At 71.4% G+C, this 16,000-nt stretch carries 13 protein-coding genes; 2 read left to right on the forward strand and 11 right to left on the reverse strand.

All coding sequences use genetic code 11. The features are described from left to right. Positions 1 to 21: 21 nt before the first annotated feature. Positions 22 to 615, forward strand: a complete 594-nt coding sequence (locus tag ACT1U9_RS01560; protein ID WP_444536541.1) for a TetR/AcrR family transcriptional regulator — start codon at positions 22 to 24, stop codon at positions 613 to 615. 97 nt (positions 616 to 712) lie between these two features. On the opposite strand, the gene ACT1U9_RS01565 is transcribed toward ACT1U9_RS01560, so the two are convergent. The 10 genes from ACT1U9_RS01565 to ACT1U9_RS01610 form a co-directional block, all read right to left on the reverse strand. After that, the gene (locus ACT1U9_RS01565; protein WP_444536542.1) at positions 713 to 1,621 is read right to left on the reverse strand and encodes an LLM class F420-dependent oxidoreductase; all 909 of its coding nucleotides are present in this window, start codon (positions 1,619 to 1,621) and stop codon (positions 713 to 715) included. Further along, positions 1,618 to 2,442, reverse strand: a complete 825-nt coding sequence (locus tag ACT1U9_RS01570; RefSeq protein ID WP_444536543.1) for a methyltransferase domain-containing protein — start codon at positions 2,440 to 2,442, stop codon at positions 1,618 to 1,620. The genes ACT1U9_RS01565 and ACT1U9_RS01570 overlap by 4 nt, the downstream gene beginning before the upstream one ends. Continuing rightward, complete coding sequence (locus ACT1U9_RS01575; protein ID WP_444536544.1) at positions 2,439 to 3,815, reverse strand: peptide ligase PGM1-related protein; 1,377 nt, start codon at positions 3,813 to 3,815, stop codon at positions 2,439 to 2,441. The genes ACT1U9_RS01570 and ACT1U9_RS01575 overlap by 4 nt, the downstream gene beginning before the upstream one ends. Before the next feature lie 82 nt (positions 3,816 to 3,897). Beyond that, the gene (locus tag ACT1U9_RS01580; RefSeq protein ID WP_444536545.1) at positions 3,898 to 5,088 is read right to left on the reverse strand and encodes an MFS transporter; all 1,191 of its coding nucleotides are present in this window, start codon (positions 5,086 to 5,088) and stop codon (positions 3,898 to 3,900) included. Positions 5,089 to 5,144: 56 nt separating this feature from the next. Next, entirely contained in the window at positions 5,145 to 6,464 is a 1,320-nt protein-coding gene (locus tag ACT1U9_RS01585) for a peptide ligase PGM1-related protein (RefSeq protein WP_444536546.1), read from the reverse strand. Beyond that, positions 6,461 to 7,150, reverse strand: coding sequence for an isochorismatase family protein (locus tag ACT1U9_RS01590; RefSeq protein WP_444536547.1), 690 nt, complete (start codon positions 7,148 to 7,150; stop codon positions 6,461 to 6,463). Before ACT1U9_RS01590 ends, ACT1U9_RS01585 begins: the two co-directional genes overlap by 4 nt. A 53-nt stretch (positions 7,151 to 7,203) precedes the next feature. Beyond that, complete coding sequence (locus ACT1U9_RS01595) at positions 7,204 to 8,376, reverse strand: 3-deoxy-7-phosphoheptulonate synthase (protein WP_444538980.1); 1,173 nt, start codon at positions 8,374 to 8,376, stop codon at positions 7,204 to 7,206. 44 nt (positions 8,377 to 8,420) lie between these two features. Further along, a complete protein-coding gene (locus ACT1U9_RS01600) occupies positions 8,421 to 10,370 on the reverse strand; it encodes an anthranilate synthase family protein (RefSeq protein ID WP_444536548.1) in 1,950 nt (649 codons plus the stop codon). Positions 10,371 to 10,382: 12 nt separating this feature from the next. Then, entirely contained in the window at positions 10,383 to 11,123 is a 741-nt protein-coding gene (locus ACT1U9_RS01605) for an alpha/beta fold hydrolase (RefSeq protein ID WP_444536549.1), read from the reverse strand. Continuing rightward, positions 11,120 to 14,302 (reverse strand): non-ribosomal peptide synthetase, encoded by a 3,183-nt coding sequence (locus ACT1U9_RS01610; protein WP_444536550.1) that lies wholly within the window; start codon positions 14,300 to 14,302, stop codon positions 11,120 to 11,122. Before ACT1U9_RS01610 ends, ACT1U9_RS01605 begins: the two co-directional genes overlap by 4 nt. Positions 14,303 to 14,802: 500 nt before the next feature. Here ACT1U9_RS01610 and ACT1U9_RS01615 point away from each other — a divergent pair, with 500 nt between their 5' ends. Beyond that, complete coding sequence (locus tag ACT1U9_RS01615; protein ID WP_444536551.1) at positions 14,803 to 15,387, forward strand: TetR family transcriptional regulator; 585 nt, start codon at positions 14,803 to 14,805, stop codon at positions 15,385 to 15,387. On the opposite strand, the gene ACT1U9_RS01620 is transcribed toward ACT1U9_RS01615, so the two are convergent. Beyond that, complete coding sequence (locus ACT1U9_RS01620) at positions 15,384 to 15,746, reverse strand: LysR family transcriptional regulator (protein WP_444536552.1); 363 nt, start codon at positions 15,744 to 15,746, stop codon at positions 15,384 to 15,386. The two genes, ACT1U9_RS01615 and ACT1U9_RS01620, sit on opposite strands and share 4 nt — an antisense overlap. Positions 15,747 to 16,000: the final 254 nt, after the last annotated feature.

The raw sequence follows: 16,000 nt of genomic DNA on the forward strand, positions 1-16,000 counted from the left end.
GGTATCCGGTAGCCTCGGAACATGACGCCCATCGAACTCTCCGTCACCGGCCAGGCCCCGCCCGAGCGCGCGGACGCCGCCCGTAACCGCCGGAAGATCCTCGACGCGGCGGCCCGGCTGGTCGACGAGCAGGGGCCGCAGGCCGTCACCATGAACGCCGTCGCACACGCGGCGGGCATGGGCGTCGGGACGGTCTATCGCCGCTTCGGCGATGTGAGCACGCTGCTCTTCGCGCTCCTCGACGACGCCGAGCAGCGGTTCCAGTCGTCGTTCTTGACCGGGCCGCCGCCCCTCGGGCCTGGTGCGCCGGCTGCCGAGCGGCTGCGTGCGTTTCTGCATGCGCTCGCCGATCGGATCCTCGATCAGATCACGATCATGAGCATGGCTGAGGCGGCGTCGCCGGGTGCGCGGTATCGCAATGGTGTGTACGGGGCGATGTACGCGCATGTCACCATGCTGTTGCGGGAGGCTCGGCCCGCTTCCGATCCGGCCGTGACGGCCCATCTACTGCTCGGGCCGTTCGTGCCGAGTCTGTTTGAACACCTCACCGTGGAGCGGAAGTTGAGCCCTGAACGGATCAAGTCCGGGATCGACGAGTTGCTGCGCGGGCTCTGAGCGTGGCCCGAAGGGCTGTCATTTCGGGTGCGGACCGTGCGTGGCTGGTCGCGCAGTTCCCCGCGCCCCTATAGGTGCCCGGGGACGCATCGCCCCCTCATGCCCTCCCCAAGAACTCCTCCCGCGCCCCGACCAGCCGGTCCAGATGCCGCAACGAGTCCGCCTCCGTCGCCCACGGCAGATCCAGCAGCACCCGCTCCACCCCCGCCGCCGCCAGGGTCCCCAGGACCGCCGGGTCCGCGGGGGCCCAGAAGACCGTTACCGGGGGGACCGGAGCGCCCGTCACTTCGGCTTCGGCGCGGAAGCGGGTGATCTGGCGGGCCAGACCCTCGGCGTCGCCGCCGTAGATCGGGGCCCAGCCGTCGCCGTATTCCTGCGCCCGGCGGTACGACGGGTGGCCCTCGCCGCCTACGAGGATCGGCGGGTGCGGGTGGCTCAGTGGTTTGGGCCAGGAGAGGATCGGGTCGAAGTCGACGTGAGTGCCGTGGAACTCCGCCTTCTCCCGCGTCCAGATCTCCTTCATCGCCAGGATCCGCTCGCGCAGCACCGCGTTGCGCTGGCGGGGGTCGGTGCCGTGGTTGCGCATCTCCTCGCGGTTCCAGCCCGCCGCCACCCCGAACAGGAAGCGGCCGCCCGAGAGGTGGTCGAGGCTGGCGACCTGCTTGGCGAGGATGATCGGATCGCGCTGGGCGACCAGCAGGATTCCGGTGCCGACAAGGAGGCGGCTGGTCACGGCCGCCATCGCACTCAGCGCCACCAGCGGGTCCGGGGTACGCGCGTACTTCTCGGGCAGATCACCCGCGCTCATCTCCGGCGGCACCCGCTCGCCCGCGAGGACGAGGTGTGCCTTCGCCGTCATGGGCATGAACGGCGACTCGCGGCTGACCGGGATGTGCGTGTGCTCCGGCATGAAGAACGACTCGAAGTCCCGCTCCTCCAGCGCCCGGCCGAGCGGGACGGGACCGATGCCGTTGTCCGTGACGAACGTGGTCACCCCGATCTTCACGCGCCCGCCTCCGTACCGGCGCGGCGGCCCCAGGCGGCCATCATGGTCTGCCCGGTCATGTCGAACTGGGGGTCGGCCATGCGTCGCAGGAACGCCGCGGTCTCCTCATCGCTCACCAGCCCCCGGGCATCGGCACGGGCGACCAGCTGCTCGTGCGACTTCGTGTAGATCGGCGCGAGCGTCGAGCTCGCGCCCCGCAGGGTGAGCACCCGCCCCTCGGCGTCCACATCGACGAGCCCCGCGCGGCGCAGCAAACCGGGCAACTTTCTTCCCACGTACGGGTCGAAGCCGTGCTCACGGTAGTACGGAGCGAGCTTCGCGCTCAGCTCCTCGGCGGCGGTCGCGTCGGCCGACGGGAACGCCGGGCCGCACGAGCCCCAGTCGTAGTCCTCGACCAGCAGCGTGCCGCCGGGCTTCAGGGCGGCGGCGAGGCGGGCAATGATCTCGTCGCGCTCCGGGAAGTGAATGAGGATCAACCGGCCGTGTACGACGTCGAATTGGCCCTGAGGAAAGTCCTCGGACAGGAAGTCGTGGTGGCGGACCTCCACATTCGCGTACTTCTCGGCGACGGGGGCCGCGTGCCGGGTGTCGATGTCGGTGGCGAGCACCGAGCCCGTGGCGCCGACCGCCTCGGACAGCCAGGGCAGGAAGCTGCCCGCGCCCACGCCCGCGACGAGCACCCGCGAGCCCTCGCGGACGCCGAGCGCGGCCAGGTGCCGCAGCGTTCCGGGGTCGTACGCGTCCTCGATGGCCCGGAGCCGGGCGCGCTCGTCCGGGTCGGCGCTGTCCATCAGATACTCCGACGGGGTCTGCGTTGTCATCGTGCTGCCATCTCTGGTGTGGGGGAAGGGAGTTGAAGGGATGCAGCGACTTCGGCGAGGGCCGTGTGGGCCGCTCGTTCCAGCTCCGCCGCGCCCTGTGACGAGTCGGAGACGGCACAGAGTTCGCCGTATCCGGGGTCGGAGACCGTGTCGTGGACGGTGACGATGACCCCGGTGCGGGTCCCGGGGTCGTATGCGAGTCCCCGTATGTCCAGCTCGCGCAGCGTGTCGGAAAGCGAGAACGAAGGCCGGTGGCGGCCGTCCAGCAGATGGCGGTCCGCGCCGACGCGCAGGCCGAGGTTGTGGATGTGCGTGGCGCCGCCCGCCCGGGCGTTGATCTCGTTGAGGAGGATTCTTCCGTCCGGGGTGAGCATCGCGTCCACACTCAGCCGACCTCGGTAGCCCATCGTGCGCACCACGGCGCCGATCCGTTCGGCCTGCGCCAGGAAGTCCGGGAAGCGCGGATGGTCCGCCGCCTTCGGGGACACGGCGACGCCCGCGAAGAGCGGGGCCATCCGCATCTCGCCGTGGCCGTAGGGCGTGATGCCACGGTCGGTGATGTGCAGCCCTGTGTACAGCGGGACAGAGGAGGGGTGGTAGCGCTCGATGACCACGGGGTGGCGTCCCGAGGCGGTGTAGTCGGGCCACTGCTCGTCGAGGTGCTCCTCCAGCGCGGCCCGGTCGTCGATGACGAGGTGCCGGTTCGCGCCGATCACCTCGACGCCGTGCTCCGGGCTGAACACCACATTGCCCAGACCCGCCACGTTGCGGGTGCGCTTGAGGATGGCGCTGTGGCCACCGGCCAGCAGATCCCAGGCGTACTCGGCGGCACTCCCCCAATCGGCCGTGACCACGCCCTCGGGCACGGAGGCGCCCGCCCCTGCGGCCAGCGCCCGGAACGTGGCCTTGTCGTTGAGGAGTTCGGCACCGCCCTGCGCCATGAAGGCGAAGCCGGGCGTCCCCTCGGCGAGCCCGAGGCGCGCAGCAAACGCCGCCACCGAGATGTCGAAGAAGTACGGCCAGAGCCGGTCCACTCCTCTGCGTGCGGCCACTTCGCGCAGGCGCCGCTCGAAGTCCGGGCGACGCCGCCGGTGTCCGAGCGGCACCTGAACGCCCGCCTCACCGAACGGCGCGACCACAACCTCCAGCGAGGAGCGGTCGAGTCCGGCCATCCGTGTCGCGTACGCGAGGAAGTCCTCGCCCGGGTGCACCGGCAGGACCAGCAGATCGCCGTCCTCGGCGCACCACACCGCGCGCTGGGCCAGCCGCCGCAGCCCGGACCGCTCCGCCGGGGTGAGGTGATCGAAGCCGGGGGTGTCGGGGGTGGCGCTGCTGGCGAGGAGGGCGCCGTTGGCCAGTACGAGCTTGGGCATGGTCAGCGCTCCCTTCCGCCGTGTGATCCGTCGGCCGACGACCGCTGCCCGCTTCCGCCGCGTGACGCCGTGATCGGGCTGCTCAACTGACCGCCTCTTCCGCCCGCGTCTGCCGGAACCGCAGTTCCGCGGCCGCGCTCACACCCGTCAGCAGCAGCGTGATGACCACGCCGCCCAGAATGGCCACGACCGGGGTCGAGCCGTCGAGGACGATCGCCGCCACCGACGCGGTGAGGGTGTAGCCGACGCCCTGCACCGCGTACTGGATCGAGTAGCCGGCCGTGTGCGCGTGCTCGGGAAGGCGTTCGCGCAGGCTGAGGCTGCGGGTGACCATGACCCCGGCCTGGAAGACACCGGCCGCGAGGAAGGCGACCGCGATACCGATCAGGTTGGGCAGCACCGCGGACATCGACACGCACACCGCGGTCAGCAGCAGGAACACCAGGCTCTGGCCGCGTACGGTGCCCGGCCAGGTGCGCAGGCCATAGAGGAACGCGCCGAACGCGCTGGTCAGGGAGAAGAGGGCGAGCAGCGCGCCGGACCAGTTGACGGTCAGGTCGCGGTACTCGAGCAGCGGCGTGAGGGCGAGCTCCGCCGTGGCGAGCATGGCCATGGCGGCCGCGCTGGTGAGGTAGATCGGCCAGGCGGAGGCGAGCACCCGTCCGCGTGCCGCCTTGGCCTGGCCGGTGCCCTCGTCCTCGGCCGCCACCGGGCTCGCTTCGGGCAGCAGCAACAGTACGAGCGCGGCCGCGACGAAGCCGATGGCGCCGAGCGCGAGCGGTGCGCGGGGCGAGACGTTCACCGCGAGCAGGACCACGAGCGCGGGCGCGCCGCCCCAGGTGACCTGGGTCAGTACCGTCTCGGCGCTCAGGGCCTTGGGCTCGTCCGCCTTGTCGACCAGGGCGATGAGCATGCTGCGCATACCGCCCGGCCCGGCGGCCGGGGCCGCGCCGCCGAGGAAGGCCAGGGCGACCGTCAACGCCATCGACGCGTCGGGGAAGAGCGCCAGTCCGGCGAAGGCCGCGCCGCCGACGGCCATGCCGATCGACAGATGCAGCCGCGTCGGGTGCATCCACGCGCCGAGCACCACCGAACCCAGCACCTCACCGAGCACATACGCACCGGCCAGGGTGGCGCCCAGCGAGTAGCCGCCGGACGTCTCCCTGACGAGGAACACGAGCCCCAGCGGGGCGATCGCGATGGGCAGTCTGCCCGCGAAGGCCGTGAGCATCCACAGCAGGACGTTTCTGGTCAGGATCTTCCGGTAACTCATGTTCCCTGTCTTCTTCCGGGTGCTCGGTGCTCGCGTCGCCCGCCGGGCCTACGCCGTCAGGCGAAGAGCGCCGACAGCACTTCCTCGGTCCGCTCGGCGGCGGCCATGTCGGTGGCGATCAGGCAGTACTCGACGGTGCCGCCGAACCGGCTGTCGTCGGAGGTGATCACGACGCCGGTACGGGTCGCCGGGTCGAACGCCAGCCCCCGCTCGGCCAGTTCGCGCACCGCCTCCGTGAAGGAGGGGACCTGCCACGCGTGGCGCTGGATCAGAACGCGCTCCTCAAGGAAGTCGTCACCCACCAGCTGCTCGGCCAGGTAGTTGATGTGGGTCGAGCCGCCCACACGGCCGTTGAACTCGTTGAGGAGGATCGGGCCGTCGGGCGTGACGATGCCGTCGACGCTGATCGGACCCCGGTAGCCCATCGCCCGCACGGTCTCGCAGAGCCGGTGCGCCTCTTCCAGGAAGCGCGGGAAGCCGGGGTGGTCGGCGGACTTGGCCGGGATGACCAGGCCGTTGAAGATCGGGCCCATCAGCATCTCGCCGTGGCCGAACAGGCTGGTCTCCTCGGCGGTGATCCGGAACTCGGCGTAGACCGGGATGCTGTCGGGGGTGTAGTCCTCGACGACGACGGGGCGGGTGTCGTCGTTGGAGTACCAGCCCCACTGCCGGTCCAGATGCGCGGCGAGCGCCTCACGGCTCTCCACGACGGTGACCTCGGGGGCGCCGATGGGGGTGATGTCGGCGGTGCGGCTGAGGATCGCGTTGCCGTAACCGGCGACGTGGAAGTCCTTCTTCACGATGGCGTGCCGGTCCGCCGAGAGCAGGGACCACAGGAACTCCTCGGCCGCGCCCCGGTCGTAGGCCACCGTGCCCTCGGGCACCGGGCTGCCGATCCCGGCGGCGAGCGCACGGAAGGTGGCCTTGCTGTTGAGGAGCTGGCCGCCGCCCTGGTGGATGTACGGGAATCCGGGCGTCGAGGTGTCGAGGCCGAACTCCTGGGTCAGGCGGACGACCGAGCTGTCGAAGTAGATCGGGTAGACGCTGGTGATCTCGCCCTTCTCCACATAGCGCCGGATCTGCTCGACGAAGGGGGCGTCCTCCCAGCGGTCCGGGGTGAGCACATCGGTGCCGAGGCGGCCCGGCGGCGGGGCCATCACCGCGATGTCAGCGCGGCTGCGGCCGGTGAGCCCGGTGACGTACGCCAGGAACTCCTCGCTCGGCACATGCGGCACCACCAGGACGTCGCCCTCGGCCGCGTACCAGATCATGCGCTGGGCGGTGACCCCCGCCGTGCGGCGGTGCTCGGGGGTGAGCTCGTCCAGGTCGCCGACCATCTGCGCGGTGCGGTTGTTGGCTATGAACAGGGTGGTCATCGGGTCTCCACTGAGATCGCTGTGCTGGAGGGGGTCGTAGCGGCCATGGCCGTGGTGATCTGGCTTACGGCCGTGTGCGTCGGCAGGACCACCGCGCAGCGCTCGGCCGCGTACCGCAGGGCCATGTGGTGGTACTCGGCGGTGAAGTCGGCGACCGCGTCGGACACCATGAAGGTCTCGATGTCGTTGGTGTACGACTCGACGGCGGTGGCGAGGCAGCCGATGTGGGCGTAGATGCCGCAGATGACGAGCTGGGCGCGGCCCTGTTCGCGCAGGAGGTCGAGCAGCCCGGTGCGGTGGAAGGCGCTGTAGCGCCACTTGGTGAACACCCAGTCGCCGGGGCGCGGTTCGATGCCGTCGACGACCGCGCGCTGTTCGCGGCTCACGGTCATCCCCGGGCCCCAGAAGTCGTTGAGCAGACCGCGCTCGGGGGCGGTCATACCGCCGGGCTGGGCGGTATAGGCGACCGGGATCCCGTTGGCGGCCGCGGAGTCGCGCAGCGCGCGGACGTTGGCGGTCAGCGAGAGCGCGGGCTCCTCACCTGCGGGGAAGGCGTCGACGAAGTACCGCTGCATGTCATGGACGAGCAGCACCGCGCGGTCGGGGTCGATGCGCCAGGTGGCCTGGTTCTCGGGCAGCTCGGCGCCGGACGGCGGCGGATAGGACTGGATTGCGGGAAGTGCCATGGGGGCGGATCTTTCGGCAGACGACGTTTTCGGGGATCTGCGAGCCTTGTTGCTCAACTGGCGTGCTGTGGCCAGGTGTTGGCCACTTCGATGGCTTGCTGGAGGTTGAGCCGGGGGTCGCACAGCGTGGTGTACGCGCCGGACGCCAGCGGCTCGGAGTCGGCGACGCATTCGGCGACCGGTTCCGGAGTGGCCTCCAGGTGGAGCCCGCCCGCCGTGCCGCCCTCCTGCGTGACGGCGGCGTGGAAGCGCTGGACCTCGTCGATGACGGTGGCGACCGATCGGGTCTTGCGGCCGCCCCGGTCGGTGTACGTGTTGGCGTGCATCGGGTCGCAGAGCCAGCTCACCGGGTGCCCGGCGTCGCGTACGGCTGCCACAAGGGCGGGCAGGCGCTCGCTCACCGCATCCGCGCCGAGCCGGGCGATGAGGGTGAGCCGTCCCGGCTGCCGGTTGGGGTCGAGTCGTGCGCACAGCGCGAGCAGCTCGTCCACCGTCATCGCCGGGCCGACCTTGCAGGCCACCGGGTTGGCGATCCTGGACATCAACTCGATGTGCGCACCGTCGAGTTGACGGGTGCGCTCACCGATCCACGGCCAGTGGGTGGAGGTGAGGAACGTGCGGTTGTAGGCGTCGCGGCGCAGCTGCGGCAGCTCATAGTCCAGGACGAGCGCTTCGTGGCTGGTCCACACGGGGGTGCCGCCGGGCCGGGTGTCGTGCCGGTCGTGCAGCCGGTCGAGCACGGACGCCGCCGCCTGATGGCAGTCGAGCATCCGCAGAGGATCGTGGCGTCGCTCGTACGGGTCGAAGGCGGGTGCGTTCACCAATGGGCCGCGAAATACGGGGAGTTCGATGCCGTCGCGCTGTTCGACCGGTTGCGAGCGGGGCTTGGCGTACTGGCCCGCAATGCGGCCGACGCGCAGCACCGGGAGTCCGGCGCGGGCCTGGAGGATGCCGGCCAGGCAGTCGATCAGCCCTGCCTTGCGGTCGACGGCTTCCTGGGTGCGGTCGGCGGGGTCCTCGGCGCAGTCCCCGGCCTGGACGACCAGCGCCCGGCCGTGCGCCACCTCGGCGAGCAGGGCCCGCAGGCGTACGGTCTCGTGCGCGGGGACGAGCGGCGCGCTGTCGGCGAGCTCGCCGCGCACCTTCGCAAGGAGCTCCGCGTCCGCCCAGGACGGCTGCTGCCCGGCGGGCAGCTCGGCCAGCGAATCGCGCTCTCTCGCGGGCAGCGGCAGCAAGGTGGCGTCCGGGCGCCGGGCCTCGGTGGTGATGCTCAACGGTCGGTCCCCCGTGCGTGGTCGGGCATAGCGGTTGCGTACGGCGTGTTGAGGGCCGTGGTCACCAGGTCGTGGAGCAGGGCCGGGCCGTGCTCGGTGAGCAGGGACTCGGGGTGGAACTGGGCGGTCGCGAAGCCGGGGCCGCGCAGCCCGTGCACCTCGCCGGTCCGGGTGTCCCGGCTGATCTCGACGGTGCCGGCGTCGACGTGGATACGGTCGCCGTCCGCGCGTCCGGCGAAAGCGTTGTAGAAACCCACGCGCACCTGGCTGCCGAAGAAGTCGATCTCCTCCTGAAGTCCCTGGTTCGGGACCTCCTTGCGTACGAGCGGGAGGCCGAGGACGCCCGAGACCACCTGGTGACCGAGGCATACGGCCACACACGGGATCCGGCGTTCGAGCAGCCGCTCCACCAGGCTCCGCACCGCCGCGATCTTGGGGTCGGCAATTCGGCGCGGGTCGCCGGGGCCGGGGCCGACGACCACCAGATCGACGTCGTCGAGGGCCGACTCCGGCAGGTCGTACCAGGCGTGGATCGTCACCTGCGGCCCCAGTGAACGGAGTTGGTGCCCCAGCATCGCGGTGAAGGTGTCCTCGTTGTCGACGACGAGAACACGCAGCCCGGCGAGATCCGTGTGCTCCGAGGGCCGGGGGTCCAGCCAGAAGCGGGCCAGCCCCTGGTTGTACCGCGTGAGCCCGTCCTGCACCCTGGGGTCCAGAGCGAGGGTGGACACGGTCGCCTCACACCGGTCGGCCGGAACCTGTTCGTCCCGGAGCGCGCCGAGCAGTCCGGCGGCCTTGGCGTGGGTCTCCGCCACCTCGCTCTCCGGGTCGGAGTGGCGTACCAGCGTGGCGCCGACGCCGAGTTCGAGCCGTCCGGCGCCGTCGACCTCCGCCGTGCGGATGAGGATCGCGGAGTCCATGGCCCGGCGCCCCTCGGCGTCCCGGCCGATCAGGGCCAGCGCGCCGCTGTAATAGGAGCGGCCCCGGGGCTCGTACTGCCGCAGCACCCGGCAGGCGCTCTCCACCGGGCTGCCGGTGATCGTCGGCGCGAACATGGTCTCGCGCAGGATCTCGCGGGCGTCCAGCGAGCTCTCGCCCCGGATGAAGTACTCGGTGTGGGCGAGCCGCTTCATCTCCTTGAGGTAGGGCCCCTCCACCCGCACGCCCGGATCACAGATCCGGGTCATCATCTTCAGCTCCTCGTCGACGACCATATGGAGCTCCTCGCGCTCCTTGCGGTCGGCGAGCAGGCCGAGCGCGCCCTCGACGGTCGGGCCCGAGGCCGGATAGCGGTAGGTGCCGCTGATCGGGTTCATGGTGACCGTGCCGGCCTCCAGGCTCACATGCCGCTCGGGCGAGGCGCCCACGAACGTCCGCCCGCCGGTGTGCACGAGGAAGGTCCAGTACGTGCCCGACTCCCGGGCGAGCAGGCGCCCGAAGAGCGCAAGCGCGGCGGCCGGGGACCAGCCCTCGACGGTGGCGACGAAGGAGCGCTTGATGACGAAGTTGGCGCCCGCGCCGTTGCCGATCTCCTCGGCGAGCACCTTGCGGACGATCCGCGCGTACTCCTCGTCGTCGATGTCGAACCCCGCGTCGCTCAGCGTCTGGGGGACGTCGGGGATCTCGGCCAGGAGCCGTGCGACGGAGAGTTCGTGCTGCTCGCGCACGCTCATCACCACCAGCGGGGCGCCGTCGTCGTTGCAGGCGTAGCCGCGCTCGGTGATCTGCCGGTACGGCAGGATCGCGAGGAGTTCATGGCGCGGGTCTTCGGCAGCGGGCGCCGTGGTGTCGAGCGGCAGGTCGGCGAGGCGGTCGGCGGTCGTGATGTCGCCGAGGAGGAGTTCGAGACCGTCCTGGCCCGTGGCGTGCGGGCGGTGGAGCAGTGCGAAGGGGGAACCGTCCAGCAGGACGGAGGGCAGGGCGCTGCCCGGTGCGGTGTCGGCCATGGCGATTCCTTGTCAGCCCGCGAAGGTCCCGTACGAGCCCTGGTCCAGGGTCGTCAGGAAGTCGTCGATGTGGCGCAGCAGCGTCGGCGTACGGGCGGCGTCCAGGACCTCGAAGTGGTCGCAGTCCACCTCCCGCACGCGCAGGTTCGGGGCGCGCAGGGCCCACTGGTCGAGCTGGTCGGCGCCGCGCCCGGCCGTGCAGGAGAGCAGCAGGGCCGGGGGTTCGCACTCCGCCGAGGCGAGGTGGGCGTGGGCAGCGTCGAGGTGTGCGGCGGCGACCTCGCGTACGCGCGGGGCCTGGTCCCAGGTCGGCTCGAAGCCCATGGAGCGGCCGATGCGGTCCAGGACCTCGTCACGCGTCGCACCCTCGCGGTCGGCGAGGCGGGCGTAGCTGTCCACCATCACCACCGCCGGGGCGGTGCCCTCGCGGCCGAGCCGGGCCGCGAGCTCCCAGGCGAGCACGCCTCCGAGCGACCAGCCGACGAGGTAACTCGGCTTCACCGGAAGGGAGTTGATGAGGTCGAGGTAGCGCTCGACCATAGTGGGCACATCGCGGTCGGGCTCCTCGCCGGGCATCAGACCCATGGCGCGGATCGCGTGGACGGGGCCGCGGTGGGTGAGTCCGCCGGCGAGCGAGTAGTACGGGCTGAAGCCGCCGCCCGCGGCGGGGAGCAGCACCGTGTGCGCGTCGCCGGTGCCCCGGCCCAGCGGGACCAGCAGGGGCGAGGCGAAGGTGGCCGGTGGCGTGGTCATACGTGCTTGCCTTCCAGGGTGATGAGCTCGGCCAGCGCCCGCACGGTGGGGGTGCGGAAGAAGTCGAGGATCGTGATCTGCACGCCGTGGCGCTGCTCGATCCGTGCGAGTGCGGTGAGCACATTGAGCGAGTGGGCCCCGTGCTCCACCAGCGAGCCGTCCACCGGCACGTCCCCGCCGAGGAGTTCGGACCAGAGTGCGCACAGTTCGGTCTCCAATACGGATGCGGGTCCGCCGTCGGCGGTGGGTGCGGCGGGGTCGTCCTGGGCCCGCTCGGCGAGCAGTTCGGGCAGCCGCCGCAGCAGCGCGGCCCGGTCGAGCTTGCCGTTGTGGCTGGTGGGGATGGCGTCCACGGGCAGGACGTGGGCGGGGTGCATATACGAGGGGAGGCGGGCGGCGAGCGCGTCGCGCACCGAGCCGGGGCTCGCGTGCGTCGCGTCGTCCAGCACCACGAAGAGCAGCAACTGCCGCTCCACGCCCTCCTTGTGGGTGGCGGCGACCGCAGCGCGCACACCCGGCAGGGCCGTGGCCGATGACTCCAGCTCCCCCAGCTCGACGCGATAGCCACGGATCTTCACCTGGTCGTCGTCGCGTCCGGCGTACACCAGCACCCCGTGCTCGTCCCGGAAGACCTGGTCACCCGTGCGGTAGCGGCGGGCTTGGGGGCCGTCGCCGTAAGGGTCGGGCACGAAGCGCTCGGCGGTGCGCTCGGGGTCGTTCACGTAACCCAGGGCCGGGCAGCGGCCGCCGAGGAGCAGCTCGCCGGTGACGCCGAGCGGGGCGAGGTGGCCGGTGACGTCGACGATCTGGGCGGTGACCCCCGGCAGCGGACGGCCGATCGGTACGTGGACCGGCCAGGGCAGGGTGTCGCGGGTCAGCTCCTGCGCGGTGACGACATGGGTCTCGGTCGGCCCGTACATGTTGAACAGGCGGATGTGCGGCCGCAGTTCGAAGAAACGCTGGACGCTGGTGTCCGCCTGGAGCTGTTCGCCCGCCACGCAGATGTGGCGCAGCCCGGGCAGCCGCTCCCCCAGGTCCTCGGCCGCGAGCGCGAACGGGCGCAGCGCGGCCACCGGCAGATAGAGGTGGGTCACTCCGGTGTCGGCGACCCTGCGTACGAGCGCGGGCAGATCGCGCCGGTCCACGGGCTCGCGCGAGATCAGCGTCCCGCCCGCGACCAGGGTCGGGAAGATCTCCTGGAAGGAGACGTCGAAGCCGATGGGGGCGTATTGGAGGAAGCGCGTCGTGCCGTCCATACCGAGCACGCCGAGCTGCCAGTCGGTGAGGTTGACCAGGGCGCCGTTGCCCATCAGAACGCCCTTGGGGCGGCCGGTGGAGCCGGAGGTGAACATGGTGTACACGGGGTCGCTCGGGCCGCGCCCGGTCATGTCCGGCCGTCCGCCCCCGGCACCGTCGGCGGCCAGGTCGGCGGGGTGGTCGACGGTGACGTCCGCGATCGCGTCCCCGAACGCGCCGACGACCAGTCGGCACCGCGCCTGATCAACCATCATGGCCAGGCGTTCCGTGGGCAGTTGGGTGTCCAGCGGCAGATACGCGGCCCGCCGGGCCAGCGCGGCGAGTACGGTGACGACCGTGTCGGTCAGCCCCCTGGTCGCCACTCCCACGACACCGCCGGGCCCGACACCGCGCCGGGCAAGACCCCCGGCCACCTCGTCGACGCGCCGGGCCAGCTCGCCGTAGCTGACCGGCGCGCCTTCCTCGATCACGGCGGTGCGCTCGGGGTGCTCGGCCGCGGTGGCCATCACCCACTCGTAGACGGTGTCGTACGGGAGGGTCCGCGCGGGCGGCGCGTCCTGGTGCGCGGGTACGGAGTCCTCGAAGAGCCCGGCCACCGTACGGGTGTCGCTTCCGGTCGAGGCGCGGGTCAGCGCCTGCCGCAGCGAGTCGGCCAGCGCCTCGGCGACGGGGACGGGCAGCAGGGTCCGGTCGTGCTCCAGCTCCAGGAGCCAGCCGTCCGCAGTCGGCGTGGCGAAGAGGAGCAGGTCGAACTTGGCCGAGCCGTTGCCGTGTTGGCGTACGCCCCGGACGGGCGCGCCCGGCTCGGTGACCGTGCTGTCCTGCATGGCGAGGAGCGCGGAGAAGACGGGGTTGCGGTCGCTGGTGCGGTCCGGCGCGTACTGCTCCACCACCCGGCTGAACGGCAGCTGCGTACGGAACTTGGTGTCCTCGACCTCCTCGTCGACGACCTTGGCGACGAACTCGGCGAAGGGTGCGTCCCAGTCGACGGGCACGGACAGCGGCAGGGTGTTGACGAAGAAGCCGCAGAGGTCGAAGGAGTCGAGGGTGCGCCGGGACATCAGCGTGGCGCCGAAAGTCGCGGACGCGTTGCCCGAGTGGCGGGCCAGTACCGCCGCGTACACCGCCGAGAAGAAGGTGAAGGGCGTGACGCCGAGCCTGCGGCAGGCGTCGTCCACGGCCTCCGACTCCTCGGCGGAGAGCGGGAGTTCGCGCCGCGCGCCGGAGAAGTCGGTACGGGTGGGACGCCCGGGGCGGGGGTAGAGCTCGGTGGCCGGGGCGGCGCGCAGCCGGGCCGCGAGCTCCCTCGCCTCCTGCGCGATGTTCTCGTCGTCCGCCGCCGCGAGCTGCGCCTCGACCTCGGCGCGCAGGGCCGCCTCGCGGACCGGCGCCAGGGCGCGGCCGTCGAGCGTGCCCTCCAGCGCCGCGTTCAGATCGCGTACGAACGGGCCTGCGGAGAAGCCGTCGAAGACCGTGTGGTGGACGGCGAGCAGCAGGATCGCGTCGCCAAGCTCACCTTCGGGCACGAGGTGGGCGGCGACGAACAGCGGCGGCGCATTCAGCGTGAAGGCGTGCGCGCCGAGCTCGTCCAGGAGGGCGGCGCGCTTGGCGGCGAAGTCGGCCGATGCCTCGTGAACGCTCAGCGGGACGTTGTCCGGTGTGAGCGGCGGGATCAGCTCGGCGTGCGGGGTGGGTACTTCGCCGAGTCCCAGGCGCAGGGCGGGCTGCACCTCGGTGACCGCCGCGAGCGCGGTGCGTATGTCCTGCGACGAGAACCGGGGGTCGAGCGTGAACTCGATGACGATGTTGTAGAGGTTGCGGGCGGGCACCGAGCGGTGGATGGCCATCAGGCCGAGCTGCGCCTCGGTCAGCGGGAACGCCTGGGGGTGTTCCGGTGTCTGCGGCTTCTGCGGTGTGTGCACAGGAAAGACCTCACGGATTTGCGGGTGGCGCCGGTTGCGGCAGCACTGGGGCACTCCGGCTGCGGCTGGGCTCCCGGCCGACTGCGGCACGGCGGGCCGGGCTCCGGCCTGGTGATGTGCGGCCGGGTGATGTGCGAATCCCGCACCGCCCGGAGAGCGGGCCCGGGGGGAGACGCCCCGCACTCACGAAATCACCCCGGTGCGACGGATTTCAAATGTCATCGGATACTTCGATGACAGGAGTGAACGGATCCCCGCCGGTCCCCCAACTCCCCACGTTCCCGCAGGTCATGGCGGTGACAGGAGCCGGTGGACACATCGTCCGGCGTCTGCCATAGTTCGCGCTGGGTTTCCCCCGGACGAGGTGCGCGAGCGTTTCCGCCCCGCCGGTCGCGGGGGATCGTCTGAGCCGCCGAGGCGCCTCTCCCGCCGCGCCGAGCGCGGCCCACCCCACCCAGTGCGGACTCCCGGGTGCGACCGAGGCACGAAAGGATCTGACCGTGATCAAGCAGGACAGAGCGCTGCGCACGCACCGTTCGATCCTGGACGCCGCCGCCGAGGAGTTCTCCGCCCAGGGATACGCCGGCACCCAGCTGCAGTCGGTGGTGCGGCGCACCGGGCTGACCAAGGGCGCACTGTACGGCCACTTCTCCTCCAAGGCGGAGCTCGCGACCGAGCTGGTCCGCCGGTTCGACGACGACTGGCGCGCGCTGTTGCGGCGCGCCGAGGCAGAGGCGGCCGACGGCCGTCCGCTGGGCGCGCTGCGCACGCTGGTCCTGGACCTCGTCGGCCGGATGCAGCACGACGTACGGTTCGCCGCGGCACTGCGACTGACCTGCGAGGACGCGCGTACCCGGGAGGCCGTGCCGGTGGTGGTGCGCGAGTCTCGGCTGGTGGTGGAACGGCTGGCGCGACAGGCGCGCGAATGCGGCGAGATCGAGCCCGGCCGCGACATCGACACGCTCGCGCGGCTGCTGCTCGCCGCCGTCTTCGGGCTGCGCGACACCACGGCGGCCGCCGACGGCGACTGCCTGGTGCTGCGGGCGGGCGACATCTGGGAGTTGCTGATGAGCCCGGCCCGTTAACGACGGGCCCGCGACGGGGACGGGATCGTCCCCGCCAGGGACAGGGGCTCACGGCGCGCACGAACGGCGGCGGGCACGGCGGTGCGGCGGCTGTCGGCCGTGCTCGTACGGACCTCGCGGACAGCGGATTCCACCGCATGCAGGATCTGCTCCGCGCGCGGTTGCAGGCGGGCGCCCGCCTCGGTGAGTTCGATCGGCAGCCGGCCGCGCCGATGGAACAGCTCGGCCCCCAGCGCCTGCTCAAGGCTCTTGATCTGGCCGGTCACCGTGGACTGCGCGCAGTACAGGTTCCTGGCCGCCTGCGTGAAGCTCAGCTCCTGGGCGACCTCGCGGAAGACACGCAGATGCTGTATTTCCATGTTCTCCCCTCCCACGACACCTGGATCGTCCGATGAGCGGAGACACGTACTCCGCTCTCGGGGCCGAAAATATACCTACCGGTATGTTTATTGCAAGGGCCCTTGTCACCCCTGGCCGGAGCGTGGCCCACGCCACAAAATAGCCCGTGACCTGCGTCTACGACCTGCCGGGGTGGCCCGACGGACCCAGGTCAAGCTCCGTTCATACCCCCGTTACATACATGCTCGGCTTCCATCAAGATGTCTGATCGCAA

Origin of the sequence: Streptomyces sp. BR1 (assembly GCF_052373795.1) — a bacterium.
Taxonomy (GTDB): domain Bacteria; phylum Actinomycetota; class Actinomycetes; order Streptomycetales; family Streptomycetaceae; genus Streptomyces.